26 protein-coding genes, 1 pseudogene, 1 riboswitch and 1 other annotated feature are annotated in these 25608 nt (G+C 40.7%); of the genes and pseudogenes, 20 read left to right on the top strand and 7 right to left on the bottom strand.

What is annotated here, in order from left to right; genetic code table 11:
- Positions 1–10 precede the first annotated feature (10 nt).
- A complete protein-coding gene (locus NST09_RS14015; protein WP_144624987.1) occupies positions 11–805 on the top strand; it encodes a prolyl oligopeptidase family serine peptidase in 795 nt (264 codons plus the stop codon).
- Between the two features lie 39 nt (positions 806–844).
- Positions 845–1087 carry a DUF2584 domain-containing protein gene (locus NST09_RS14010; RefSeq protein WP_017358362.1) on the top strand — a complete coding sequence of 81 codons (243 nt, stop codon included), beginning with the start codon at positions 845–847 and terminating at the stop codon, positions 1085–1087.
- Between the two features lie 40 nt (positions 1088–1127).
- Here NST09_RS14010 and pckA read toward each other — a convergent pair whose 3' ends face one another.
- The gene (pckA, locus tag NST09_RS14005; RefSeq protein ID WP_019743681.1) at positions 1128–2714 is read right to left on the bottom strand and encodes a phosphoenolpyruvate carboxykinase (ATP); all 1587 of its coding nucleotides are present in this window, start codon (positions 2712–2714) and stop codon (positions 1128–1130) included.
- Positions 2715–2940: 226 nt separating this feature from the next.
- Positions 2941–3075, top strand: a riboswitch (SAM riboswitch).
- A gap of 195 nt (positions 3076–3270) precedes the next feature.
- On the opposite strand from pckA, the gene metK reads away from it, so the two are divergent.
- Positions 3271–4473, top strand: a complete 1203-nt coding sequence (gene metK, locus NST09_RS14000; protein WP_008342973.1) for a methionine adenosyltransferase — start codon at positions 3271–3273, stop codon at positions 4471–4473.
- A 148-nt stretch (positions 4474–4621) separates the two neighbouring features.
- On the top strand, positions 4622–6520 hold the full coding sequence (gene asnB, locus NST09_RS13995) for an asparagine synthase (glutamine-hydrolyzing) (RefSeq protein ID WP_017358361.1): 1899 nt from the start codon (positions 4622–4624) through the stop codon (positions 6518–6520).
- Between the two features lie 141 nt (positions 6521–6661).
- Here asnB and NST09_RS13990 read toward each other — a convergent pair whose 3' ends face one another.
- On the bottom strand, positions 6662–7177 hold the full coding sequence (locus NST09_RS13990; RefSeq protein WP_008342977.1) for a gamma carbonic anhydrase family protein: 516 nt from the start codon (positions 7175–7177) through the stop codon (positions 6662–6664).
- A 45-nt stretch (positions 7178–7222) separates the two neighbouring features.
- Between NST09_RS13990 and NST09_RS13985 the strand changes: the two genes are divergently transcribed.
- The 3 genes from NST09_RS13985 (at position 7223) to NST09_RS13975 (ending at position 10109) form a co-directional block, all read left to right on the top strand.
- On the top strand, positions 7223–8002 hold the full coding sequence (locus NST09_RS13985) for an alpha/beta hydrolase (RefSeq protein WP_007501904.1): 780 nt from the start codon (positions 7223–7225) through the stop codon (positions 8000–8002).
- A gap of 29 nt (positions 8003–8031) precedes the next feature.
- Positions 8032–9111 carry a tetraprenyl-beta-curcumene synthase family protein gene (locus tag NST09_RS13980; RefSeq protein WP_019743684.1) on the top strand — a complete coding sequence of 360 codons (1080 nt, stop codon included), beginning with the start codon at positions 8032–8034 and terminating at the stop codon, positions 9109–9111.
- 221 nt (positions 9112–9332) lie between these two features.
- Positions 9333–10109, top strand: a complete 777-nt coding sequence (locus NST09_RS13975) for a sporulation protein (RefSeq protein ID WP_035391053.1) — start codon at positions 9333–9335, stop codon at positions 10107–10109.
- 19 nt (positions 10110–10128) lie between these two features.
- On the opposite strand, the gene NST09_RS13970 is transcribed toward NST09_RS13975, so the two are convergent.
- Together NST09_RS13970 and NST09_RS13965 are read right to left on the bottom strand one after the other, a co-directional pair.
- Positions 10129–10707: a class I SAM-dependent methyltransferase gene (locus NST09_RS13970; RefSeq protein ID WP_035391055.1), complete on the bottom strand. Its 579-nt coding sequence runs from the start codon at positions 10705–10707 to the stop codon at positions 10129–10131.
- Positions 10704–11669: a TIGR01212 family radical SAM protein gene (locus tag NST09_RS13965; protein WP_017358356.1), complete on the bottom strand. Its 966-nt coding sequence runs from the start codon at positions 11667–11669 to the stop codon at positions 10704–10706. The genes NST09_RS13970 and NST09_RS13965 overlap by 4 nt, the downstream gene beginning before the upstream one ends.
- A 152-nt stretch (positions 11670–11821) precedes the next feature.
- On the opposite strand from NST09_RS13965, the gene NST09_RS13960 reads away from it, so the two are divergent.
- Both NST09_RS13960 and NST09_RS13955 read left to right on the top strand, forming a co-directional pair.
- Positions 11822–12097 (top strand): YtzC family protein, encoded by a 276-nt coding sequence (locus NST09_RS13960; protein ID WP_342493063.1) that lies wholly within the window; start codon positions 11822–11824, stop codon positions 12095–12097.
- Between the two features lie 140 nt (positions 12098–12237).
- A complete protein-coding gene (locus tag NST09_RS13955; protein WP_144684188.1) occupies positions 12238–12570 on the top strand; it encodes a hypothetical protein in 333 nt (110 codons plus the stop codon).
- A 35-nt stretch (positions 12571–12605) separates the two neighbouring features.
- Here the strand turns inward: NST09_RS13955 and NST09_RS13950 are convergent.
- Positions 12606–12784: pseudogene (locus tag NST09_RS13950) on the bottom strand (IS1595 family transposase); the annotation flags it as partial.
- Positions 12785–12970: 186 nt separating this feature from the next.
- Here NST09_RS13950 and NST09_RS13945 point away from each other — a divergent pair.
- The 6 genes from NST09_RS13945 to NST09_RS13920 are packed head-to-tail and all read left to right on the top strand — an operon-like array spanning position 12971 to position 17440.
- On the top strand, positions 12971–13150 hold the full coding sequence (locus tag NST09_RS13945) for a hypothetical protein (protein WP_008342991.1): 180 nt from the start codon (positions 12971–12973) through the stop codon (positions 13148–13150).
- A 17-nt stretch (positions 13151–13167) separates the two neighbouring features.
- Positions 13168–13560, top strand: a complete 393-nt coding sequence (locus tag NST09_RS13940) for a GntR family transcriptional regulator (protein WP_017358353.1) — start codon at positions 13168–13170, stop codon at positions 13558–13560.
- The gene (locus NST09_RS13935; RefSeq protein WP_007501894.1) at positions 13553–14431 is read left to right on the top strand and encodes an ABC transporter ATP-binding protein; all 879 of its coding nucleotides are present in this window, start codon (positions 13553–13555) and stop codon (positions 14429–14431) included. Before NST09_RS13940 ends, NST09_RS13935 begins: the two co-directional genes overlap by 8 nt.
- Positions 14425–15420: an ABC transporter ATP-binding protein gene (locus NST09_RS13930; RefSeq protein WP_017358352.1), complete on the top strand. Its 996-nt coding sequence runs from the start codon at positions 14425–14427 to the stop codon at positions 15418–15420. Before NST09_RS13935 ends, NST09_RS13930 begins: the two co-directional genes overlap by 7 nt.
- Before the next feature lie 21 nt (positions 15421–15441).
- Positions 15442–16140, top strand: a complete 699-nt coding sequence (locus tag NST09_RS13925; RefSeq protein ID WP_236810031.1) for an ABC transporter ATP-binding protein — start codon at positions 15442–15444, stop codon at positions 16138–16140.
- The gene (locus tag NST09_RS13920) at positions 16130–17440 is read left to right on the top strand and encodes an ABC transporter permease (RefSeq protein WP_007501887.1); all 1311 of its coding nucleotides are present in this window, start codon (positions 16130–16132) and stop codon (positions 17438–17440) included. Before NST09_RS13925 ends, NST09_RS13920 begins: the two co-directional genes overlap by 11 nt.
- A 60-nt stretch (positions 17441–17500) precedes the next feature.
- Here the strand turns inward: NST09_RS13920 and NST09_RS13915 are convergent, their stop codons facing one another.
- Together NST09_RS13915 and NST09_RS13910 are read right to left on the bottom strand one after the other, a co-directional pair.
- Positions 17501–18199, bottom strand: a complete 699-nt coding sequence (locus tag NST09_RS13915) for a m protein repeat family protein (RefSeq protein WP_048001445.1) — start codon at positions 18197–18199, stop codon at positions 17501–17503.
- Positions 18200–18283: 84 nt separating this feature from the next.
- On the bottom strand, positions 18284–19087 hold the full coding sequence (locus NST09_RS13910; RefSeq protein WP_050827596.1) for an STAS domain-containing protein: 804 nt from the start codon (positions 19085–19087) through the stop codon (positions 18284–18286).
- Between the two features lie 425 nt (positions 19088–19512).
- Here NST09_RS13910 and NST09_RS13905 point away from each other — a divergent pair, with 425 nt between their 5' ends.
- From NST09_RS13905 to NST09_RS13885, 5 genes are all read left to right on the top strand, one after another.
- Positions 19513–19842 (top strand): DUF4257 domain-containing protein, encoded by a 330-nt coding sequence (locus NST09_RS13905; protein ID WP_008343006.1) that lies wholly within the window; start codon positions 19513–19515, stop codon positions 19840–19842.
- Between the two features lie 102 nt (positions 19843–19944).
- Positions 19945–20166, top strand: a binding site (T-box leader).
- A gap of 97 nt (positions 20167–20263) precedes the next feature.
- Positions 20264–22678, top strand: a complete 2415-nt coding sequence (gene leuS / locus NST09_RS13900; protein ID WP_048003423.1) for a leucine--tRNA ligase — start codon at positions 20264–20266, stop codon at positions 22676–22678.
- 130 nt (positions 22679–22808) lie between these two features.
- Positions 22809–23711, top strand: a complete 903-nt coding sequence (locus NST09_RS13895) for a dienelactone hydrolase family protein (RefSeq protein WP_007501875.1) — start codon at positions 22809–22811, stop codon at positions 23709–23711.
- Positions 23712–23763: 52 nt separating this feature from the next.
- Positions 23764–24516, top strand: a complete 753-nt coding sequence (locus NST09_RS13890) for an NAD(P)-dependent oxidoreductase (RefSeq protein WP_342493062.1) — start codon at positions 23764–23766, stop codon at positions 24514–24516.
- Positions 24517–24734: 218 nt separating this feature from the next.
- Positions 24735–25595: a carbohydrate ABC transporter permease gene (locus NST09_RS13885; RefSeq protein ID WP_098680761.1), complete on the top strand. Its 861-nt coding sequence runs from the start codon at positions 24735–24737 to the stop codon at positions 25593–25595.
- The last annotated feature ends 13 nt before the right edge of the window (positions 25596–25608 follow it).

The raw sequence follows: 25608 nt of genomic DNA, 5'->3' as shown, positions 1-25608 counted from the left end.
GAGAATTCAAGTGATTGTGGAAAAGAGAAGGTTTCCGTCGCCACATCCGCATATTCACTTATATACAGTGACATATGAGGCCGATGGACTTCGAATGAAGGGGCTGCTCGCTGAACCGGCCGGAGAAGGTCTCTATGACGGTTTTTTATATTTACGCGGCGGCATTAAAAATGTGGGAATGGTTAGACCTGGCCGAATTGTGCAATTTGCTGCGCAAGGGTTTGTCGTCTTTGCGCCCTTCTACCGAGGGAATCAAGGAGGCGAAGGGAACGAGGATTTTGCCGGAGAAGACCGGAAAGATGCATTTGCTGCATTTCAGCTGTTGAAACATCATCAAAAGGTGAAGCGGGAGCGCATTCATATCTTTGGTTTTTCCCGCGGCGGAATTATGGGCATATGGACCGCTGTTGAAATGAAGCATGAGGCCGCTTCCTTTGTGACATGGGGAGGCGTAAGTGATATGAAGCTCACCTATGAAGAACGTGTGGATATGAGAAGAATGATGAAGCGTGTGATAGGAGGTCCTCCGCATAAGGTACCAGAAGCATATGAGGCTAGAACGCCTTTGAATCATGTGCACCAAATTGAAGCACCTGTCCTAATCATTCATGGGGAGCTGGATGAGAATGTATCCATTGAGCATGCGTATTTATTAGAAGATGCACTGCGTCAGCATGGTAAGTCTGTGGAAACATGGTATTTTCACGGATATCATCATTATTTCCCACCACAGCATAACCGGGAGATTGTCAGACGGCTGACGACATGGATGCACAGCCGAAAAGGCGGAAATGTGGTAAAATAAACGGTAGAAAGAAATATAGAAAGTAGGGGGATTTTCATTATGGGAATGCCTGTTGAATTTAATACAATGATTGTCACAAAAGGAAAAGAGACAAGAATTGAAGAAAATGTGTTTGAGCTCATGAAGGAAGGGTACCGCATTTATCCATTAAATATTCCGCTTGAGGTGCGTAAAACGAAAGACGGAGAAAAAACAGGAACAGCACATGTTGAAAAGCTGGAGCTCACAGACAATATCACGAAGGTGACGTATCGTCTTGTGTCATTGCATTCAACGAACTAAAAAAGCTGAGGGATTCATTCCCTCAGCTTTTTCCTTTTGATTAGACGAGTGGTCCGCCTTTTGCTTCAATATCACTTGCTGCATGGCTGAATTTTTTGAAGTTCTTTTTAAATTCATTTGCAAGGAAGTGTGCTTTTTCTTTGTAAGCCTCTTGATCGTCCCATGTTTTAGCAGGCTGAAGCACTTCATCTGGCACTCCTGGAATATGAAGCGGGATGTGTAATCCGAAGATGTCGTCAGTGATCATTTCAGCGTTGTCAAGATCTCCTTCGATCGCTGCCTGCACCATTGCTCTTGTATGAGCAAGATTCATTCGTTTGCCCGTACCGTAGCCGCCGCCAGTCCAGCCTGTATTCACAAGGAATACTTTTGCGCCGTGCTCATCGATTTTTTTACCAAGCATTTCAGCATAGACATGAGCAGGAAGTGGCAAGAATGGTGAACCAAAGCAAGTAGAGAACGTTGTTTCTGGTGACGTCACGCCACGCTCAGTTCCCGCTAATTTACTTGTGTAACCGCTCAAGAAGTGGTACATCGCCTGTTCTTTCGTTAAACGGCTGATTGGAGGTAAAACGCCGAATGCATCAGCTGTTAAAAAGACGATGGCAGATGGGTGACCTGCAATACTTGGTTTCACGATGTTATCAATCATTTCGATTGGGTAAGCCGCACGTGTATTTTCAGTAAAGAATGTGTCATCATAATCTGCTTCACGTGTTTCTTCATCAAGTACTACATTTTCAAGCACTGATCCGAAGCTGATGGCTTTGTAAATTTGGGGTTCTTTTTCTTCACTTAAGTTCACGCATTTTGCATAGCATCCGCCTTCAATATTGAAAACACCTGTGTTAGACCAGCCGTGCTCATCGTCTCCAATCAGCTTGCGGCTTGCACTTGCAGAAAGCGTCGTTTTTCCAGTACCTGAAAGGCCGAAAAATAAAGCAACATCGCCTTCTTGACCGACGTTAGCAGAGCAGTGCATAGATAAAATATCTTGTTCAGGAAGCAGGTAGTTCATAACAGAGAAAATGGATTTTTTCATCTCTCCTGCATATTCTGTTCCACCGATCAGAATCGTCCGTTTTTCAAAAGAAACGATAATAAACGTTTCAGAGTTTGTGCCATCTGTTTCAGGATCTGCTTTAAAGTGAGGTGCAGATAAGATGGTAAAAGGTTTTTCGTTTGATGATGGTGTTGATCCATCAGGTCTGATGAATAGCTGCTTTGCAAAAAGATTGTGCCAAGCGAATTCATTTACAACTGTAATGGGCATACGGTATTTTTCGTCAGCACCGGCAAAACCATCAAAGACAAATAGTTCATCACGTTCTTTTAAGTATGACACAACCTTTGTATATAAACGATCAAATGCCTCTTTCGAGATCGGCTGATTGACTTGACCCCAATCAATTTTATGTTCAGAGTTTTCTTCTTTTACGATGAATTTATCTTTAGGCGAACGTCCAGTGTAGGCACCCGTTGTGGCGCGGACAGCACCAGTTGAAGTTAAAACGCCTTCATTACGTGCCAAAATCTTTTCAACAAGTTTCGGAACAGATAAATTTTGGTGCGTATTTTCTAATGAGAGCAATGACTGCAAATCTTCTTTTAAATCCACTGAGTTCATAAAAAAACCCTTCCTTTACCGTTGAATTTGTTTGTTTTGATTAGTATAACACATTGATAATAATAGTCTATACTATTTAAACATTTTTGTGTGTGTTTTTTCATTTCTGCTATGAAAATATGCTTTTTGGTGATGCTAATAATGAGGTGAAAAAAAGGGGAGATAATTCCTATGAACCATTGACATGACGCAAGGGTTTAAGATAAGATATCTTATTGAACGGATACTCTTATCCCGAGTTGGTGGAGGGACAGGCCCGATGAAGCCCAGCAACCGGTTTCTTATGAAAAAGGCATGAACATGCTGAGAAACCAAGGTGCTAACCTGATGCAAGGTACAAGAACACCTTGAGCGATAAGAGTGAAAGGCATGCGATCTCAGACCCTTTCCTCGCAATGAAGGAAATGGTTTTTTTATTTTTGGGATATCATATGAACAAATTGCCAATAACATCTCTAATATAAACATGTTGAAATATAAGAGGGAACGAGTTCCGTATCATATTGGAGGCCTCATCTTGGGATGATGTGGTCTTGTACAGGAGGAAATAGCCATTATGAGTCAAAATCGTCGTTTATTTACTTCAGAATCAGTGACCGAAGGACATCCAGATAAAATCTGTGATCAAATTTCAGACAGCATCTTGGATGAAATTTTAAAGAAAGATCCAAATGCACGTGTTGCCTGTGAAACTTCTGTAACAACCGGTCTCGTATTAGTAAGCGGTGAGATTACAACGTCTACTTATGTCGATATTCCAAAGACGGTGCGTGACACGATTAAGGAAATTGGCTACACACGTGCGAAATATGGTTTTGATGCGGAAACATGTGCGGTTCTTACATCAATTGATGAACAGTCTGCTGATATTGCGCAAGGTGTAGACAAAGCGCTTGAAGCACGTGAAGGAACAATGACTGAAGAAGAAATTGATGCGATCGGTGCAGGTGACCAAGGTCTGATGTTTGGTTTTGCAAATAACGAAACTGAAGAGCTTATGCCACTGCCGATTTCTCTTGCACATAAATTATCTCGCCGTTTAACAGAAGTACGCAAGAATGAAACACTTGCATACCTTCGTCCAGACGGAAAAACTCAAGTAACAGTTGAATATGATGAACAAAACAAACCAGTTCGTATTGATACGGTGGTTATTTCTACACAGCATGCACCAGAAGTGACGCTTGAACAAATTCAAAGCGACTTAAAAGAGCATGTCATCCGCCCTGTCGTTCCAAGTGAACTGATCGATGAAGAAACAAAATACTTCATCAACCCAACAGGCCGCTTTGTTATCGGTGGACCTCAAGGGGATGCTGGTTTAACTGGACGTAAAATCATCGTTGACACTTATGGCGGGTATGCTCGTCACGGTGGCGGTGCTTTCTCTGGTAAGGATGCAACGAAGGTTGACCGTTCTGCAGCATATGCGGCTCGCTATGTAGCGAAAAACATCGTAGCAGCTGGTCTTGCAGATTCATGTGAAGTGCAGCTTGCTTATGCAATTGGTGTTGCACAGCCTGTCTCCATTTCAATTGATACATTTGGAACAGGAAAAGCCTCTGAAGAGAAATTAATTGAAGTGGTACGTGCAAACTTTGATCTTCGTCCAGCTGGCATTATTAAAATGCTTGACTTACGTCGTCCGATCTATAAACAAACCGCTGCATACGGACATTTTGGCCGTCATGACTTGGATCTTCCATGGGAAAAAACGGATAAAGCCGACACGCTTCGCAAGGAAGCATTAGGAGAATAACAACATACAAAACCGCTTATTTTAAGCGGTTTTCCTTTTGATTAAAAAAAATTCTACAAAAAGCGTAAAAATGTGAAACAAAATTGGACAAAATACTGTCTAATTATAGGTCTACTTTTAAGAAATAACATAACGTGGAGGCAATAATATGTGTGGGTTTGTTGGTGTATTTAATCACCGTCCATTGTCCGAAACTACTGAGCAGGAAGAGTTAATTAAGCAAATGAATCGTCTCATCGTTCATCGAGGTCCGGATGATGAGGGGTACTTTCATGATGAGCATGTAGGATTTGGATTTAGACGTTTAAGTATTATAGATGTTGAACACGGAAAGCAGCCGCTTTCTTATGAAGATGAAAAATATTGGATTATTTTCAACGGAGAAATTTATAACTATGTGGAGCTGAAAGAAGAGCTTGTGAAAAAAGGCTATACGTTCAGCACAGATTCTGATACGGAAGTCCTTCTTGCCACATATCGCCACTATAAAGAAGAAGCGGCATCGAAGCTTCGCGGCATGTTTGCCTTTTTAATTTGGGATAAAGAAGCGCAGTTATTATATGGCGCAAGAGATCCTTTCGGCATTAAACCGCTCTATTTTACACAAATAGATGACCAAGTGTACTTTGCTTCTGAACGCAAAAGCTTAATGGCTGTGAATGAGAACATTTTATTTGATGAGACTGCTTTGCAGCAGTACATGTCTTTTCAGTTCGTTCCTGAGCCAAATACACTTGATCAAAAAGTGCACAAAGTTGAGCCAGGTCATCAGTTTACACTGCGTCCAGGCCAAGACATTGCATTTAAGACTTACTGGAAAGTTCAATTCAAACCTGAACAAACACAAGAGCAGAAATTAGTAGAAGAAGTACGTGATGCTATCTATGATTCTGTAAAAGTCCACATGAGAAGTGATGTGCCTGTTGGTTCATTCCTATCAGGCGGGATCGATTCTTCTTTCATCGTGTCGGTCGCAAAGGAATTTCACCCTGAACTGAAGACATTCTCTGTTGGTTTCCAGCAGGATGGATTCAGTGAAGTGGATGTAGCAAAAGAAACAGCTGATAAGCTGGGATTGCAAAACTTTAGTGCTGTGATTTCTCCTGAGGAATATATGAATGAGCTTCCGAAGATCGTCTGGCATTTAGATGATCCTTTGGCTGATCCAGCGGCGATTCCATTGTATTTCGTAGCAAAAGAAGCGAAAAAACAAGTCACAGTTGTTCTTTCAGGTGAGGGAGCAGACGAGCTGTTCGGTGGATATAATATTTATCGTGAGCCGCTATCTCTAAAGCCTTTTGAATCTGTACCATCCATGCTGAAAAAGCTTCTTCTTCGTCTGGCTCGTTTAATGCCAGAAGGAATGAAAGGGAAAAGCTTTATCGTTCGCGGCTGTACGCCATTAGAGGAACGTTATATCGGCAATGCAAAAATCTTTGAAGAGCCAGTGAAGAAAAACCTCTTAAAGCAGTATGATCCGAACATCACGTATCGTGACGTGACGAAAACATACTTCGAGGAAAGTGCAGGCTACAGTGATATTAACAAAATGCAATATGTTGATATTCATACGTGGATGCGCGGGGATATCCTGCTGAAAGCAGATAAGATGACAATGGCGAATTCTCTTGAGCTTCGTGTTCCATTCCTTGATAAGGTCGTATTTGAAGCAGCTTCTAAAATTCCAGAAGAGCTGAAAACGAAAGACGGCACAACGAAATATTTATTGCGTAAAGCAGCAGAAGGCATTGTGCCGGACCATGTGTTAAACCGTAAAAAACTAGGTTTCCCTGTGCCAATTCGTCATTGGCTGAAAAATGAGATGAACGCTTGGGCGAAAGATATCATTAAAAACAGTCAAACAGATGAATACATTAACAAGGCATATGTTCTTGATTTATTAAATGATCATTGTGCTGGAAAAGCCGATCATAGCCGTAAGATTTGGACTGTCCTGATCTTTATGATCTGGCATAGCATCTATGTAGAGCGCAGCATTGATCCAGAGCAGTTGAATCACCAGCCGAAAGAAGTTATTTTTAGCTAATGAAAAAGGTTTTCAGCTTTGTGCTGAAAACCTTTTTTGTCATGATAGAAAGTGGTGGAAAAGGGTAAAATAACAAGCGGTACACAGTTATTGCTTAATATCCTGAAAAAAACATGATAAAGTGAAGATACATGTATGATGTTAACGCGATAAAAGGGAACGATAGTATTGTCCTTTTTCTACATATTCTCTGCGGATACGATCCATGTCTTGGATATCTTCATCTGTTAACTGGCGAACGACTTTGGCTGGACGGCCAAAAGCGAGTGAGCCTTTTGGGATAACTTTTCCTTGCGGGACAAGGCTACCTGCACCAATAAAGGCTCCTTCGCCAATTTCCGCACCATCGAGAATGATGGATCCCATGCCAATGAGGGCATTTTTTCGAATGATAGAGCTATGTAATGTGACTTGGTGTCCAATGGTAGCACCATCTTCAATCAGAAGTGTTTTTCCAGGACTTTGATGCAGACAGGATAAGTCTTGAATGTTGACGTTTTTTCCAATTCTCACAGGAGCTACATCGCCTCTAATGACCGTTTGGAACCAAACGCTTGAATATTCTCCAATTGTGACATCACCTGTAATGGTGGCATTTTCTGCAACAAAGACCGATTCATGAATCTCAGGTGTAAACTGATGATATGGATAAATCACTTTTTCGACTTCCTTTCTTAATACAACATTTGTGAGGTGTTTACTTTGTGGACTTGGCATGCTGAAAGACCGGTTGGTACAATTGTCATTGTACATGGTGCTAGTGAATATCATGGCCGATATAAATGGCTGATCGAAATGTGGCGAAATGCAGGCTATCACGTCGTCATGGGTGACCTGCCTGGGCAAGGGACATCGACACGTGCGAGAGGCCACATTCGTTCTTTTCAAGAATACATTGATACAGTCGATGAATGGATTGAACATGCGAAGTCGTTCAGACTTCCGACATTTTTACTTGGACATAGTATGGGGGGACTGATTTCGATTGAATGGTTCAAGCAGTATACCCATACGAAGATTGATGGCCTTATTTTATCATCACCTTGTTTAGGTCTGCAATTTAAACCGAAGAAGCTGATGGATTTTGCGTCAAAAGGGCTAAATGTGCTGGCGCCGTCTTTTAAAGTCGAATCTGGGCTGTCGATTGAACTTGCCACGCGGAATCAAGATGTGATAGAGGCAGATTCGAATGATTCGCTTTATGTGACGAAGGTGTCGGTTCGCTGGTATCGAGAACTGGTGAAAAATATCGATGCGGCGATGCAGCCTACGAATGTTTTTCGGTCGATTCCACTCCTGCTCATGCAGGCAGGCGATGACAAGATTGTAGATAAAACAAGAGTGATGAAATGGTTCAATGGCATTGAATCAACCAATAAATCATACCGTGAATGGGAAGGGCTTTATCATGAAATTTTTAATGAGCCCGAGCGAGAAGAAGTATTTAAGGCGGCAAGAGCCTTTACTGATCAATATATTTGATTGTGAGCTTAAGTTGGGGGTGGATTGATTTGTCAGTACCAGAACGTCCTTTTGCACTGATGACGAAGGTGTATAAAGATATTTTTCCGCTAGTTCATCAGGAGCTAAAAAAGTGGCGGGCTCATGCAGAAATGATTGAAAATGAAGAACTGAGAACGCAGGCACTAGCGAGCATATCCAGTAAAACCTTTCACTGTGAAGGCGGGGGAATTTTATCTCTTCTTGCAGGTGAAGCGAAGGAAACGTGTATTGAATTCATTGTGGCGTACCAAACGATTAGCGATTACTTAGATAACTTGTGTGACCGCAGTACATCACTTGATCCAAAGGATTTTCATATGCTGCATCAAGCGATGAGAGATGCACTCGATATTCATGCGGAGCTTAAGCCGTACTATCAATTCCGTGATGATCAAGAGGATCATGGATATCTGCATGCGCTTGTTAGGACATGCCAAAATGTGTTATCACGTCTAGCGCATTATCCGATCATTCAGCCCTATTTACATACGCTGTGTGATTATTATAGTGATTTACAAGTACATAAGCATGTGGTTCCTCATGAGCGTGAACCTCGATTAGAGTCATGGTTCCGCCAGTATGAAAAGGATTTACCGAAGATGGAGTGGTATGAGTTTTCCGCATGTGCAGGATCAACGCTGGGCATTTTCTGTCTTGTGGCTTATGCACTGCAGCCTGATTTTACAGAGAAGCAGGCGAAGCAAATTTACGAAAGTTATTTCCCTTATATCCAAGGTCTGCACATCTTACTGGACTATTTAATCGACCAAGAAGAGGACAGGCTGGAAGGCGATTTGAATTTTTGCTCGTACTACAACTCTCATCATGAGATGATGGATAGACTACAGCATTTTATTGAAAAAGCGGATGAACAGCTGAAAGGCATTCCACACGAGAACTTTCACAAACTAATCAATAGAGGGTTACTTGCGGTCTATTTGTCTGATGAAAAAGTGACAGCCCAAAAAGAGATGAACAAGCTGGCAAAGCGGTTGATCAAATCAAGCGGGAAAACATCGTTCTTTTTCTATATCAATGGCAGAGCCTATCGCACCTATCAGAAAATGCCTTGGATGAAATCTTCATAAAGGATAAAGTAAGCTCATCAGCTTGTAGAAAATGTTTTTCTACAAGCTTTTTGTTTTGAACTGTTTCGCTTGTATCCTCTTTTTTCATTACAATCCTCTTATTTGCTGCCGATATTATTCTTAGTGTACGAAAAATAGGAGAAAAGTATTGATATAATGAATCGAATCTACTCCTTATGACGTATATTTGTTGAAAAACTTAAAAAAGGGGAAGGTCGAATATGTCATTTTTTAAAAAGTTTGCAGCAAGTGTAGGAATCGGTGCAGCAAAAGTGGATACAATTTTGGAGAAAGATGCGTATGAACCGGGAGAAGAAGTAAAGGGAACAGTCCATGTGAAGGGCGGAAAAGTGCCTCAAGATATTCGCTATATTGATTTAAAGTTGAAAACATGGTACACCATTGTAAAAGATGATGAAGAGCAACGAAAACACACAACCATCCATTCTGTCCGAGTGACTGAATCATTCACGATTCAGCCTGCGGAAGCTCAGCAGTTTACATTCTCATTTCACCTTCCTCTTGATACACCAATGACTGTAGGTAAAGTAGAGGTGGCTGTTGTGACAGACCTTGATATTCAAGGTGGTATTGATAAATTTGATCATGACCGCATTTTCGTAAGCGCGCACCCTTGGGTGAATCGTGTGCTTGAGGCTGTCGGAAACTTAGGCTTTCACCTTCATGAAGCAGACTGTGAAGAAGCACCTTATTTCAGGCGCCGCCTTCCCTTTGTTCAAGAGTTTGAGTTCATACCGACTTCCGACTATTATCGTCAAATGCTTGATGAGTTAGAGGTGATTTTCTTCATTGATGAAGAGGGGCTAGATCTCATTTTTGAAGTTGACCGCAGAGCAAGAGGGCTGCGTGGCTGGCTGGAAGAAATGTATAATGACGGAGAACAGCTTGTACGTGTCCGCTTTACTCAATCAGAGCTTGCAGATGCAGAAGAGCTGGAAGTAGTGCTTGAAGAAATCATTGACCAATACGCTTATTAAATAAAAAAACTCAAATCCATTAAGAGGATTTGAGTTTTTTTTCGATGGCTACCACAAAGGGCGGATCGTTTTGAATATTCATGTATTGATAAGAGATCACCTGTACTTCTTCGTGATGGAGTGTTTTGCAATAATCAAGAAGGATGTCCTTCTCTTTTTTTCCTTCGGGATGACCGTGGTAAATCACAAGAACGATCAGACCACCAGGCTTAAGCCAATCCATGAGCTGTTTGATCGCTTCAATGGTCGTATGAGCCTGAGTCGTGACGGTTTTATCGCCTCCTGGTAAGTACCCAAGATTGAACACTGCACCAGATATGTGACCATAAGCTTCGGCTGGCAGATGCTCAGCAAGTTGTTCATGTCCGTCATGGATCAGGTGAACGTAAGGGTAGTGCTCACCAAGTCTTTTGCTTGTTTGCTCGATGGCTTCCTTCTGTACATCGAATGCGAAAACTTGTCCATCCTTCCCGACAAGGTCAGCTAAATAGCGTGTATCATGGCCATTTCCCATCGTTGCATCAATGACAATATCTCCTTTTTGACAAGCACGCTCTAACAGCTCTTTACTAAAAGGGAGCATCCGTTTTAAAATCATTTTGCCGCTTCTTCCAATCTGACGAAGCGTTTGCCTTGGTAGCTGTTACGTCTTTCAAGCTCAGCATTAATGGCATTGAGCACTTCCCATTTATTCACACTCCACATTGGACCTACCATTAATTCAATGGGACCATCGCCTGTAATACGATGAATAATCATTTCTGGGGGCAGGATCTCCAGCTGATCACAGACAAGCTGGACATATTCCTCTTGGCTGAGAAATTCTAGTTTGCCTTTCTCATATTGCTTCACCATCGGTGTTCCTTTTAACAGGTGAAGTAGATGAATTTTAATTCCTTGCACATCTAAATCAGCGACAGCTTTTGCTGTTTCCATCATCATATCTCGGTTTTCAAGAGGAAGACCGTTGATGATATGTGAACAGACTCGAATGCCATGTTTTCGCAGTTTTTCTACACCTTCTACGTAGCATTCATAATCATGAGCACGGTTGATGAGCATCGCTGTCCGCTCATGTACAGTTTGTAGACCAAGTTCAACCCATAGATACGTCCGCTCATTTAACTCAGCTAAATATTCCACGACGTCATCTGGCAGACAATCAGGTCTTGTGGCAATCGATAAACCAACCACTCCATCCAGGTTCATAACGGTTTCGTATTTTTCTTTTAAAACAGGCAGCGGCGCATGTGTATTTGTGTAAGCTTGGAAATACGCCATGTATTTTCCGTCTTTCCATTTTGTATGCATCCGGTCCTTGATTTCATTAAATTGAGTGATGAGATCATCCGCACGGTTCCCTGCAAAATCACCAGATCCTGCTGCGCTGCAAAATGTGCAACCTCCATGTGCGACAGTACCATCACGGTTTGGACAATCAAAGCCACCGTCTAATGCGACTTTAAATACTTTATGACCAAAGTGCTCACGCAAATGATAATTCCATGTGTGATAACGTTTTTCGCTGTTTGAATATAAAAAAGGGTTATGCTGATCCAAGTCAGTAACCTCCTTGCATAATAATAGGCATCCTTAAAGTTTAACAAAAATCACGAAAGAGGACAATTGAATCTGTCCAACATTTTCTTTAGTGAAAAAGCTTTACGTGGGCAAAATAGGCGAGAGCAATGATGAAATGGAGGAATGGCAAGATGGCAACAAGAAAATCAATCGATGAATTTGTCCAAAAAAGCACTGAGACTCTTGAGTTTGCAAGCGAACAGTTTGATTTGAGCTCTCGTCAAGAACATTATAACGAGGAAGAATTTTCAAAAGCGCAGCTCATGCTAGAGGATGCAGTGAATGAATTAGAAAAGTTAAAAGATGTCGCCAATGATCAGCAAAGAGAACGTTTAGACAGAACGCGTGTACAAATTCAAAGTCTGCAAAACCAAATGATTTTAGGTATTTCATGCGAGAACGAATGATGAACAGATCCTTCTTTTAAGGGTCTGTTTTATTTTTTGGCTGTTTTCGTTGTTTTTGGATATAAATTTGTCATAGGTTTTTATTCTGTTAAAGTATGTTATATAGAGAAATTGCAAATATCTTCAAAGGGGTAGAAGAAATGTGGGTGACTCTTCCTGATTGGTTTTGGGCATTATATTACTTGTTTTTCTTAGCAACATTAGGAACCGCAATATTCAGTGTTGTGAAAAATAAACAAAGGGGATTGTCCATTCTAACCATTGTATTTACTGTTACAATTCCGATGATTAGCCTGATAAATAGCATTGGTAGAGTAGAAGGAATGAATGAATTTGAACACTTATTTAGTCAATTGCGACAGGGGGCAGTTTGGTCTATCTTTACAGTTATAGGCTATATATTTTTATTAGTATGGTGGGTGCTAATCCTGTTCAAAAGCAAGTCCAAAAACAAAGGAATAGTATCTAATTAAAACATTGTAGAGACCTCAATATTAGGGGTCTTTTATTATGCACTTTGACACGCTAAAACAAGCATTTGCTCTACTCGTTTTTCAAATGCTACATTCTTTTCCTTATCAAGCCATCGGAAGTAGCATAGGTAGTTTTCCAAATATTTTGTTGCAACTCCTTAAAACGCTCCATCCACTTTTTCAGGCGATTATGAAAGTGATGAACGTGTTGAACACCCTAAACCAGAAGCAAACCTGACTTCACGAATGCTTTTGAGTAGTTTCGTAAATTTTATCTGGTTCGTCTGCCTATTTTTTTCTAGAGTCCCTTGACTTTTCAATCAAGTGTCTATATTGTATTAAGTGTACTATATCAACTAATACAATATAGACACTTAAACGTGAAGAAAGGTGTTTAACCATGAAAAAAGAAAAAAAACCAATCAATTTAAAGTGGATGGTGCTGGCTGTTGCGTTAGCATGTACATTTTTTTTCGTTCTCGTTTTCATTGGTTTTGAAGTTCAAAAAGATTTCATTCCAAATTCGGTCCCTTTAATGCAAGGACATGATCAAGCGATAGGACTGCAAAAGCATGAATGAGAAAAGAGGGAGCCATCATGATTCAAATAGATCCAAGAAGCGCTGCACCAATATATGAACAAATCATTGAGCAGTTAAAAATTTTGTGCTTAAAAGGCGTGATGAAACCAGGTGACAAACTGCCCTCTGTGAGAGAGCTTGCCACCATTATTATTGCGAATCCAAACACCGTCAGCAAAGCGTATAAAGAGCTTGAACGGGAAGGAATTATTGAAACATTAAGAGGCCGTGGAACGTATGTGACAGAAGGTGCACAGTTAAAGCTGAATGAAGGGAAGGTGTTAGAGATGAAGGAGCAATTAAGGCAACTCATTATTGAAGCTCATTATGCCGGTATTGATATTCATCAACTCAAAGAGTGGTTGGAGGAGATCGGCTCAAGTCTAAAAGGAGGAAACCAAGTTGATTGAGGTCAGAAATGTATCAAAGAAATTAAATGGACGTGAAGTACTCAGCAACGTTTCCTTCAAGATAGGCGAAGGAGAGATCTTTGGTCTGCTTGGTCGGAATGGCTCTGGTAAAACAACACTTCTTCGCTTGATTCAGCAAATCCTTCTTCCAGATGAAGGAGAGATTTATTTTAAAGATGTACTCGTAAAAGACCACCCGTTAGTGAAGCAAAATATTGTGTATATGCCAGTCGTAAATCCCTACTTTGACCGGTACAATTATGGACAGCTTGTGAAGCTGTTAAAACAACTGTATCCAAAGTTTGACGTGACATATGCCAATGAGCTTGTGAACCGGTATGAGATTCCGGAAAAAGTGAAATACCGTGAATTGTCGACAGGTTTAAAGAAACAGCTGTCTCTCATTTTAAGTTTTGCCATCAAACCAGCAGTCATTTTGTTAGATGAGCCGACAGACGGGATTGATGCAGTCACAAGAAATGACGTTCTTCAGCTGATGATTGACGAGGTGGCAGAACGACAAACAACGATTTTAATTACATCGCACCGTTTAGAGGATATTGAGCGTATGTGTAACCGAATCGGGTTTTTGGAAGGAAATCAGCTCACAAGTGTTATGGATTTAGATGAATTAAAGAATGACTACGTCAAAATCCAGATGGCATTTGAAGAGGATATGAACTTAAGTATTAGAAAAAAAGGCGTTGCCATCTTAGATCAAGCGGGTGTGTTCTATACAGCACTTGTACTCAAAACAGATGAAGAAGCAAAAGAGTATTTGAAATCGCTTGAACCAAAAGTCTGGCATGAACTGCCTGTAAATTTAGAAGAAGTATTCATTGCAAAGTTTGGAGGGAAACGCAGATGGTAAAGCGGCAATTGTTATATAAGGAATGGAAGCAGTCTGAGCTGACATTCATTTTAGTGATGCTTGTTGCGGTCTTTGCGACGCCATTATCCTTTTTAATGGGATACTCATCCTTTCAAACTTGTTTAAACGATCCGACTTGTACACCACTCGATAATTACTTTTATTATGATTTCGGTTCTGATATGTTTATCACCTTTTCATGGACGATGAGTTTAATTTTTGCAATTACCCAGTTGGGTTTTGAAAGAAATAAAGGGCAAATTGATTTTACTTTATCTTTGCCGTTTAGCAGAACGACCATTTATCACACAAAGTTTTTCCTAGGTGCCGGAATTATCACGCTTGTTCATGTATTGTCATATGTCTTTACTTATATACTCATTTTATGCATTCAACCACAATATACGATTGCGTTTAACAGTGGTTATTTGATTGCACTTGTGTCCACCTTAATGTTTTATAGTTTGTGTCTTGCAGCAGGTGCTTTAACAGGAAGCGCAATTAGTCAAGCCATTGTTACATTCAGTACATCAATTTTACCTTATTTATTAATTTGGCTACCGATGTTTCATTTAGACTATTTATTAAAAACGGATAGAAGTTGGGTTGATATCAGTTATGACTACTTTATTATGCCCATAGCTCCAATTACTTATATAACAGACCGTTTTCAATTTCGAAATTTAGTTGAAAATCCAATTTGGTTTACAGGTGTAGAATTCATCGTGCCAATTGTGATGCTAATCGTATTTTATCTCATTGGTTTGTTTAGTTTTATTAAACATCCAGTTGAACGAAATGGACGATTCTTTGTTTACCCTAAAATGGATAGGCCCATTCAGATATTGGTCATTGCCTTCGGTGTTCTAGGATTTGGCTGGGTTGGATTTTCTTCAGACAATTCCATTTTTGGTTATATCGCTGGCATGTTAATCGGTGGAGCTGTAGGCGCACTGACGAGTTATTTCTTAATCTATCGAAAAAGATAAACAGAGAGCAGGGGAGTAGAGATGATTCAAATTCAATCGTTAGATCATGTGTTTAAAATTGGGAAAAAGGGCAGGGAGAACGAGATTCCTGTGCTCAAAGACATTGATTTGTCTATTAAAAGAGGCGAAATTGCATGTATCGTCGGACGAAGCGGTTCGGGGAAATCAACTTTACTGAATTTAATATCGGGATATATTACGCCAACAAGCGGACAAATTATGGTTGATGGCACCAATGTGACTGGCTTTAATGAGAAAGAATGGGCAGACTTTCGGTTAGATCATTTTGGCTTTATCTTTCAAAGCTTTCAATTGATCGGGAGTTTAACAACATATGAGAACGTTGAACTTCCGCTCACTTTAAAAGGTGTGAAACCGTCTGAGCGAAAAGTGAAAGTAAAGGAAATGCTGAAACGAGTTGGTCTTGAACATCACGCAGGACATTATCCTAATGAACTGTCAGGTGGACAGCAGCAGCGTGTGAGTATTGCAAGAGCCTTGATCCTTAATCCGTCTATTATTTTAGCGGATGAGCCAACAGGCAGTCTGGATTCAGAAACTGAAGGCGAAATTCTAGCCTTTATCCAGCAGCTTAATCGTGAAAAAGGAATTACATTTGTCATCATTACACATGACGATGAAGTCGCTTTAATCGCAGACACAACGTTCCAGCTTCATGATGGTGTATTAAAGAAAGGGGATCAGTCCATTGAAATTTAGAGATCAGGTCAAATTCATCAGAAGAAATATGAAGAAAAATAGATTGCGTGTGTTTATGACCATACTTGCAACGACAATGGCATGCTCTTTCTTAATCGTTCTAGCGTCGGTTGGTTTTGGTCTGCAAAAATCGGCTCAAGATGAAATCATGAAACAACAAATCATCACAGAAATTAAAGTGTTAGGCAAAGAAAAAGGGGACGTCAAGGTCGACGATCTAAAGAAATATGATCATGCGAAATCTGTCGTTGCAAGAACGTCAATCATTCCATCGGTTCACGTCGAGCTCGATAATCGCTCAAGTGATACGCAGGCTGTACTGACAGATATGAAAGAAGAAAAAGAGGCAGGCCTTGAACTAGACCGTGGAAAAGTCCCAACATCGGCGAATGAAATTGTGGTTGGGTATCATATGGCAGAACAACTTTGGACGGAAAAAGAACGAAAAGACTATGAAAAAGAAATGAATCAGACATCAAATGGTGAGGAGACACCGGAAGAGCCAAAAGGCTATACGAAGGAAATTTTAAACAAAGTCATTCAAATCAAGGTGCCAAAACTGAATGAAGAAAATGAAGTGGTGAAAGAAAAGACGTTCGATTTCCGTGTCGTCGGTGTATTGAAGAAACCGAATTTGGAGTGGCAGCAGGATCATAAAATTCTTATTCCGAATGCTTATGAAAAAGAATTTAGTCAAGTGCTCGATCTGTCTCCTGATGCTGGAAATGTCGAAAAAATGACGTCTGTCTATGCTGATAAGTTCGACAATGTCGGTGCGCTCACAGATAAGCTGACAGATGACGGCTATCAAGTCATCTCTGTGACGAATCAGCTTGAAGGAATGGATATGTTCTTTACAGTCTTTAAAATTGGACTCATCTTTGTTGGATGTATTGCGGTCATTATTTCGGCGATCGGCATTTTCAATACGATGACAATGGCCGTAACAGAGCGGACACAAGAGATTGGGATCATGAAAGCCATTGGTGCGAATCCTTCCATTATTAAGCGAATGTTCCTCATGGAAAGTGCTTATATTGGAGTGATTGGATCGATCATCGGGATCATCATCTCGTACATCGTTAGTTTTGCAGTGAATTTAATCATTCCAGCGATTTTGTCTTCCATGTCTGAGGGAGCATCAAGCGATCAATTCTCGATCACCTTCTCCTATATACCGCTAAGCCTTGTGGTCACAGCAACAGTGATTAGTGCAGGAGTTGCCATTATTTCTGGACTCAATCCAGCACGTAAGGCGACAAAAACGAATGTATTAACAGCATTAAGAAGAGAAATTTAAAGAAGAACCTCCTGTACCTATATTGGGCTGACAGGAGGTTTTTTTATCGTCAAAAGATGTCTATTGCTTTGGTGCCCGGTACCCTGCACGCTCAGCTTCTTCTACGGAGCAGAACATTTTGGTCACGTTTTTTGTCCGTGAGTAGTATCTGCTGCTCGGTGTGTGATAGATGCCGTTGACACTTCCTTTAATATTACAGGCGGCAGATTCTTTTTTTGTTTCTTTTTGTGACTCATGACCGCCAGTATTCGCCCCATCATCTTTAGGAGCAGATCGCTGGGCCGATGACGTGGTGTCTTTGTTTACTTTCTGGTGTTCTTTTTTGAGTGTTTCGTTTGTAGAGGTGAGCTTGTCTATTTTCTCTTCAAGCTCATGGATGGTTTTTTCTTGCTGTTTGACTGTCTTCTTTTCGGAGGTGATGTTTTCTAATTTCTTGGATAGCTTTTCTTTTTCTTTGGTCACGTCTTCTAAAGAGGCCGTCAGCGTTTCTTTGTCTTCCTTTAGACGAGAAATGTCAGATGCTAATTGTTTTTGCTCTTTCAGCAGCTGTTCAGAAGATGGATCTGCTTGTGCCTTCGGAGCACCTGTGCCGGCAAACGGTAATGACATAATAGAAAAAACAAGACCAATGGTCAAAAAAGGATAGAAGAGTTTTTTTGAAAAGATTTGTTGATTTTGGTGTTTAAGTAATAAGAAATTGACGGCATATCCTATGGCGAAACAAATACATAAAAGACCTATGATGAGTAACATCATCATCTGGCAGCCCCCCTATATCGCTATTTATACCTATCATACCTCATTTTTCCATTTTGGGGAGCGGTTCAATTAAAAAAACCCTGTTTAAACAGGGTTTTCAGCTAATGGCAATCCTTTGATTGCTTCTTTTACTGTTAAATAAGTGATCGTATTCTGGAAGTCTGTATCTAAGTCTTTCATTTTCATCGCAAGCTGTGGTTTGATCCCAGTGATGATGAGTTCAGTTCCAGTTAAGTTCAGCAGGTGATGCAGTTTGAAAATTCGCGCTGCAACGGAATCATCGACATCAATTAAACCAGAAAGATCGACAATTAAATAATCATCCTTTGAATCTTCTAATATACAAGTTAACTTCGCGACGATGGCATCAAAGCGTTCTTCTGATAATTTTCCGATGAGTGGAAGAGCGGAAACACCATTTTTGATTGGGACAATTGGCGTCGACAGAGAGGTGACTTCCTGTAAGGAATCTTCTAGGAGTTGTTCATATTCTTTCTGCTTTGTAATGTCCTTTTGAAAGCCAATAAAAAATGTTTTGTCATCTTGTTCAATGTATAGAGGATCTATATTGAGTTCATTCCAAAAAAAAGTACCGTCTTTTTTATAATTTTTGAGCTGTGTGGTAATAGGTGTTTTGTGTTGAATTCCGTGACGTATTAAGTCAAGTTGCTCTTGATTTGTGTCTTTTCCTTGGAGGAATCGACAATTACGTCCAAGAATCTCATCTGGTTTGTATCCAGTCATTTGTGTAAAGCCATGATTCACATAAACAATAGGGTTATCCTCTAAAGAAGGGTCTGTAATGACAACACCAATCCGCGCATGATCCAGCGCTTTTTTTATGAGTTCAAGCTGTTTTTGCAAGCCGAAGATGTTCGAGCTGACCATATTACCCTCCTTTGCTGCTACTATCAGACATTTAAGATGGTTTTTTTAAAACCAAATGAATTCTTTTTAAACGTAACATAACATATGTTCTGTTTCAATGATTGCAATCGTTTTGTTAAATTTGTCATCATAGTTTGTCCTCCATTAGAATAGAGTAAGTAAGGAGACTTTTCATTAGAAAAAGAAGGGATCATTTGAGGAAAATTCATAAAATGACAAAAATAGTTAATATGGATTAGGTAAAAATGATTCCAATGCATCAAGATTGTTTTTGGGTCATTCACATATAATGGAAGAAACAAGCTTTTTTTCTTCGTTAGAGAGAATAGACCTTTTACATGGATTATGACGGAACAGCAGAATGGCATTACAGGGGGCTGGACAGCCTGAAGTCGCTTTACTATTCTAAGGGCTTTAGGAAGGTGATGAAAATGCTGCAACAAGTCATTATTGCTTGCGCCATTGGAGGGGTCATGGGCATTCTCGGTCACGTAAAGAAAAAAGGCAGGCTAGAGAAGCCCAGAATGACAAAGAAGTTTATTTATCTAGGGTTTATTGAAGATTGGCTCGTTGGGATGATTGCTGCTACACTGCTTGTCTTATCCTCAAATCCCGAATCTAGTCTGCACTTGATCATCTTATCCATTATTTCAGGTTACGGAGGAGAAGCAGTTCTGCGAAGCTTCGATTTTGTGAGAGAAGAACGTTCACAGGATGCAGGCTCCAACCGTCATAACCGATCTCCACACGAATAATATCCTCACTTTACCCTAGTCTAGGGTACATTCCCATTGTATACAAACCTGCTTGCACTTATGATCATAATTCTATAAAATACTACTTAGATGACGGTTACGATAAGAACAGTGAAGAGGAGTAGTAGGAAAGCAGCATTTGTCTTTAGAGAATTGACGGCTGGTGAAAGTCAATCAAATCTGCTTCTGAACTCGCCTCAGAGTTGCAGTTGCGTTAAAGCTTCTGTCGCATGTCTGCGTTAAAGATATTAAGTGAGCGTATGAACAGTTCATGACGCTAACAAGGGTGGTACCGCGGGAACCAAAAAATCTCTCGTCCCTTTCCAGGGATGAGGGTTTTTTGTTGATTTTAGAAAAATCTGAATTCTTGCAGTGGTCATCTGAGCAGATAAAGCCGTACATATTAAAGGAGGTTTTCACATTGAGTTTTCAGCATCGGGAAATTGAAAAGAAGTGGCAGGATTATTGGCTGACACATAAAACATTCGCCACATCTGACTCGGAAGATAAACCAAAGTTTTATGCGCTAGATATGTTTCCTTATCCATCAGGAGCAGGGCTTCATGTAGGGCATCCTGAAGGATACACAGCAACGGATATTTTATCACGTATGAAACGTATGCAGGGATACGATGTTCTTCATCCAATGGGATGGGACGCATTTGGTCTTCCAGCGGAACAATATGCGCTGGATACAGGAAATGATCCAGCTGCATTTACAGAAGAGAACATTAATAATTTCCGCCGCCAAATTCAATCATTGGGCTTCTCGTATGATTGGGATCGAGAAATTAACACGACAGATCCGAATTATTATAAATGGACGCAGTGGATTTTCTTGAAATTGTACGAAAAAGGATTGGCGTATATTGATGAAGTACCTGTAAACTGGTGCCCAGCACTTGGTACAGTCCTTGCAAATGAAGAAGTCATTGATGGGAAAAGTGAGCGCGGAGGACATCCTGTTGAAAGACGTCCAATGAAGCAATGGATGCTAAAAATTACAGCATATGCGGACAGGCTATTAGAAGATTTAGAAGACATTGATTGGCCTGAAAGCATCAAAGACATGCAGCGCAACTGGATTGGACGTTCTGAAGGTGCACATGTTCACTTCGAAGTAGAAGGACATGACGAACAGTTTACGGTGTTTACAACACGTCCTGATACACTATTTGGTGCAACATATGCCGTTCTTGCACCAGAGCATGCACTAGTTGAAAAAATTACAACAGCTGCTCAAAAAGAAGCAGTTGAAGCATATATCAAAGAAATTCAATCTAAGAGTGACTTAGAACGAACAGATCTTGCTAAAACGAAAACGGGCATTTTCACAGGTGCTTATGCCATCAATCCATTGAATGGGGAAAAGATGCCGATCTGGATTGCAGATTATGTGTTAGCCACATATGGCACTGGAGCGATTATGGCAGTTCCTGCTCATGATGAGCGTGATTATGAATTCGCCAAAACATTCGATCTTCCAATCAAAGAGGTTGTCGAAGGTGGAGACATTGACAAAGAAGCTTACACAGGTGATGGAAAGCACATCAACTCTGATTTCTTAAACGGCTTAGGGAAAGAAGAAGCAATTGAAAAAGCGATTGCATGGCTGGAAGAACATCAAAAAGGTGAAAAGAAAGTCACTTATCGTTTAAGAGACTGGCTGTTCAGCCGTCAGCGTTACTGGGGAGAGCCAATTCCAATTATTCATTGGGAGGACGGAACATCTTCAGCTGTTTCAGAGGAAGAGCTTCCACTGATTTTGCCTAAGACGACGGAGATTAAGCCAAGTGGAACAGGTGAATCACCTTTAGCGAATATTAAAGATTGGGTAGAGGTCGTCGATCCAGTGACAGGTAAAAAAGGACGCCGTGAAACGAATACGATGCCACAATGGGCAGGTAGCTGCTGGTACTTCTTACGTTATATTGATCCACATAACACAGAAGAACTTGCATCGCCTGAAAAGCTAAAGAAATGGCTTCCGGTTGATGTGTATATTGGTGGAGCAGAACATGCTGTGCTTCATCTGCTATATGCACGATTCTGGCATAAATTCTTGTATGATATTGGTGTTGTTCCAACAAAAGAACCGTTCATGAAATTGTTCAACCAAGGAATGATTCTTGGTGAAAATAATGAAAAAATGAGTAAATCAAAAGGGAATGTTGTCAATCCAGATGATATCGTAGAATCTCATGGTGCAGATACATTAAGACTGTATGAAATGTTCATGGGGCCTTTAGATGCGTCAATTGCTTGGTCTGAAACAGGTCTTGATGGTGCTCGTCGTTTCCTAGATCGTGTATGGCGTCTGTTTACAAATGAAGATGGCTCCATCAGTGATAAAGTGACAGAGCAATCTGGCGGGCCATTAGAGCGAAGCTACCATGAAACCGTCATGAAGGTAACAGATCATTATGAAGGCTTACGTTTCAATACTGGGATTTCACAATTAATGGTGTTCATCAACGATGCATACAAGGCTGACACACTGCCGAAAGAATATGCAGAAGGCTTTGTGAAACTTCTTTCTCCAATTGCACCGCATGTAGCGGAAGAGCTTTGGAATAAACTTGGTCATGAAGGGTCTATTTCTTATGAAGCATGGCCGCAATATGATGAGTCAAAACTTGTCGATGATGAAGTGGAAATTGTCGTACAGTTAAATGGAAAAGTGAAAGCAAAATTAACGGTTCCTGCTGATGCAACAAAAGAGCAGCTAGAAGAGCTTGCGAAAAATGATGCACGGATAAAAGAACAGCTTGAAGGGAAAACAATCCGTAAAGTGATTGCGGTTCCTGGAAAACTTGTCAATATTGTCGCAAACTAATGAACGCACCCATCGGTATCAGCCGATGGGTGTTGTTTATTTCCCGGGACATAATTTTGTCGAAAACAAGGTAATTCCTCCATCAATCTCGTATTTAACAAGTTGATCAAGAAAATGAGGAGTGACGTCAATGGAAAAGGAAAGCAAACGTGAACAACTGCTCAGTTTATTAGGGGAAATGCCGGAGCGCCATCGTGTAGAGGCGTATACGTTAAAGATTGAGGAACGTGAATCGTACTTAGTAGAAACACTCATTCTCTCTATTCATGGGGTGGAGGAAGTTCCGGCTTATTTTGTGAAGCCGAAAGATACAGTGAAAAAAAGGCCTGTTGTCTTGTTCCAGCATTCTCATGGTGGGAATTATGTGGATGGGAAAGAAGAGTTATTGAAGGGGGCTCATTATTTGCAAGCGCCTTCATACGCAAAAGAATTCACTTCAAAAGGCTATAGTGTGTTGGCGATTGATCATGCGGGATTTGGTGAAAGAAGGGGGAGAACAGAAAGTGAAATTTTCAAAGAAATGCTGTTAACAGGAAAAGTGATGTGGGGCATGATGCTGTATGAGAGCATGTGTGCAATTGATTATTTGCTGTCCCGCTCTGATGTGCTTCCAGAGCGTTTAGCTGTTTTTGGGATGTCAATGGGCGGCCTTCTTTCATGGTGGACGGCAGCACTTGATGAGAGGGTCAGTGTGTGTGTGGATCTTTGCGCACAGGTTGATCATCACACATTGATTGAAAAGAATCATTTAGATAGACACGGTTTTTACTATTATGTACCGAGCTTAGCTAAGCACTTTACAGCAGCTGACATCCAAGAAATGATTTTCCCAAGACCGCATTTAAGCTTAGTTGGAAAGCATGATCAGCTTACACCTGCTGAAGGTGTTGGACGAATTCAACAGACATTAAGTCAAGCCTATCAAGCTGCTTCCTTAAAGGAACGTTATCAGCTTATAGGTCTACATGCAGGTCATTTTGAAACGGCTGCTATGCGCCACGAGGCTACACGTTTTTTGAAAAAGTGGCTGTAATCAATAGACGGCATGGACATACTACTCCGATAGAAGATGAAGGAGGAAACAGATGAAAAAAATCACCATGATTGGCGGATGTGGTGTCATCGGACGTTTATTAACTAAAGAGCTCTCTTTGGAGTATGACCTGACCATCATTGATCAAACAAGGTGTGTAGAAGAAGTCATCATGGCAAATGCGGCAATTGAAGAGGAGTTGTTTCAAGCCATTCCAAGAGATACAGATGTGATCATTCATCTTTTAAACATAGACATGACGCATGATGTGATGAATGAAAAGGAGTTTGCAAAAATGAATGAGGTGTTTTGGATAAGCACGTATAATATGTTTCGTTCAGCGACCAGGTTAAGCATTCCAAAAGTCATTTTTGCAAGCAGTAATCATGTGACAGATCGCTATGAAAAAGATGGTCACTCCTTACTAGGGCGAGAAATTACGACTGATGATGTACCAGCAACGAAAAATGTGTATGGCATTTTAAAATTTGCTTCCGAACAGCTTGGGCGTTTGTTTCACGATCAAACAGGTATGTCTGTCATCAATTTGAGAATTGGAACCGTCGTGACAGATGAGATGGAAGGATTGCACACTAAAAAAAGAACGAAACGAACGCTTTTTTCACATGAAGACCTTTTCGGCATGATCAAGGCTGCCATCGAAACGGACGTTCCATTCGGGACTTATTATGCCGTATCAGAAAACGAAGGAAAACCTTGGTCTACTGAGAAAACGAAGCTGGAGTTAGGCTACAGGCCAGATGTCAATACGGCAGAAATTCTGAAAGAAAACGATCAGGCATAGGGCATAATCATGACATTAGCTCATGATCTTTTTCTTTTCATTGATGAGGCTAAAAGCACGAATGGCATGATCATCTCTGTGGTCTGTCATGATGATTATAGACGCTTTCTTTCCCCGTTTGTTACATTTTAATCACGATATCGTCAAAGGCTGCAGCTTATGTTCAGACGAAATGATAACGCTTACAAAGAAAGGGCGTGATGAACATAGATCGTTCTATTAAAGGCCGATTGTTCAATGTATTTAATTACTCTTTTCTACTCATGTTCGCATTAATATGTGTGCTCCCGTTCATCCATGTCATTGCCGCCTCTTTTGCGACAGTAGAAGAGGTCATCTCAAAGAAGTTTATTTTGTTTCCAACGACGTTTTCTCTAGAGGCCTATCGCTATATCTTTTCTACAGATATTGTGTATCGCAGCCTGATTGTATCCATTCTTGTGACACTCGTTGGAACAGCGGTCAGCATGTTTTTGTCCTCACTTATGGCGTATGGGCTGTCTCGTCAGGAGCTAAAGGGCCGAAGAACCCTCATGTTTCTCGTTGTCTTCACGATGCTGTTTAGCGGAGGGATGATTCCGACGTTTATTGTCGTGAAAACACTTGGGCTGCTTGATACTTACTGGTCACTCATTCTGCCAGTGGCCATCAATGCATTCAATTTGATCATTTTGAAAAACTTCTTTCAAAACATTCCGGCAAGCCTTGAAGAATCAGCGAAGATGGACGGCTGTAACGACTTAGGGATCTTCTTTAAAATTGTGCTGCCACTTTCTTTGCCAGCTATTGCGACGATTTCACTTTTTTATGCCGTGACGTATTGGAATACGTACATGACAGCCATTTTATATTTAAACGATTCAGTGAAATGGCCGATTCAGGTCCTGTTAAGACAAATCGTCATTGTATCAAGCGGTATGCAGGGAGATATGTCAGATATGGGCTCATCAACACCGCCGCCAGACCAAACCATTAAAATGGCGGTCATCGTCGTGGCGACCATTCCCGTTCTGCTTGTCTATCCATTTATTCAAAAGCATTTCAACAAAGGGGCATTACTAGGTTCTGTAAAGGGTTAAAAAGATGGAATAA

The sequence above is a fragment of the Bacillus sp. FSL W7-1346 genome (assembly GCF_038593335.1).
Taxonomy (GTDB): domain Bacteria; phylum Bacillota; class Bacilli; order Bacillales; family Bacillaceae; genus Bacillus; species Bacillus altitudinis.
Note: the sequence above shows the minus strand (reverse complement) of the source record. Positions and strands in the feature narration are given on the sequence as shown.

Excerpts from the sequence above, each read along its gene's own strand:
- NST09_RS14010 (WP_017358362.1), top strand. The coding sequence starts at position 845 with ATGGGAATGCCTGTTGAATTTAATACAATGATTGTCACAAAAGGAAAA.
- pckA (WP_019743681.1), bottom strand. The coding sequence starts at position 2,714 with ATGAACTCAGTGGATTTAAAAGAAGATTTGCAGTCATTGCTCTCATTA.
- metK (WP_008342973.1), top strand. The coding sequence starts at position 3,271 with ATGAGTCAAAATCGTCGTTTATTTACTTCAGAATCAGTGACCGAAGGA.
- asnB (WP_017358361.1), top strand. The coding sequence starts at position 4,622 with ATGTGTGGGTTTGTTGGTGTATTTAATCACCGTCCATTGTCCGAAACT.
- NST09_RS13975 (WP_035391053.1), top strand. The coding sequence starts at position 9,333 with ATGTCATTTTTTAAAAAGTTTGCAGCAAGTGTAGGAATCGGTGCAGCA.
- NST09_RS13970 (WP_035391055.1), bottom strand. The coding sequence starts at position 10,707 with ATGATTTTAAAACGGATGCTCCCTTTTAGTAAAGAGCTGTTAGAGCGT.
- NST09_RS13960 (WP_342493063.1), top strand. The coding sequence starts at position 11,822 with ATGGCAACAAGAAAATCAATCGATGAATTTGTCCAAAAAAGCACTGAG.
- NST09_RS13955 (WP_144684188.1), top strand. The coding sequence starts at position 12,238 with ATGTGGGTGACTCTTCCTGATTGGTTTTGGGCATTATATTACTTGTTT.
- NST09_RS13945 (WP_008342991.1), top strand. The coding sequence starts at position 12,971 with ATGAAAAAAGAAAAAAAACCAATCAATTTAAAGTGGATGGTGCTGGCT.
- NST09_RS13940 (WP_017358353.1), top strand. The coding sequence starts at position 13,168 with ATGATTCAAATAGATCCAAGAAGCGCTGCACCAATATATGAACAAATC.
- NST09_RS13930 (WP_017358352.1), top strand. The coding sequence starts at position 14,425 with ATGGTAAAGCGGCAATTGTTATATAAGGAATGGAAGCAGTCTGAGCTG.
- NST09_RS13925 (WP_236810031.1), top strand. The coding sequence starts at position 15,442 with ATGATTCAAATTCAATCGTTAGATCATGTGTTTAAAATTGGGAAAAAG.
- NST09_RS13915 (WP_048001445.1), bottom strand. The coding sequence starts at position 18,199 with ATGATGATGTTACTCATCATAGGTCTTTTATGTATTTGTTTCGCCATA.
- NST09_RS13910 (WP_050827596.1), bottom strand. The coding sequence starts at position 19,087 with ATGGTCAGCTCGAACATCTTCGGCTTGCAAAAACAGCTTGAACTCATA.
- NST09_RS13905 (WP_008343006.1), top strand. The coding sequence starts at position 19,513 with ATGAAAATGCTGCAACAAGTCATTATTGCTTGCGCCATTGGAGGGGTC.
- NST09_RS13895 (WP_007501875.1), top strand. The coding sequence starts at position 22,809 with ATGGAAAAGGAAAGCAAACGTGAACAACTGCTCAGTTTATTAGGGGAA.
- NST09_RS13890 (WP_342493062.1), top strand. The coding sequence starts at position 23,764 with ATGAAAAAAATCACCATGATTGGCGGATGTGGTGTCATCGGACGTTTA.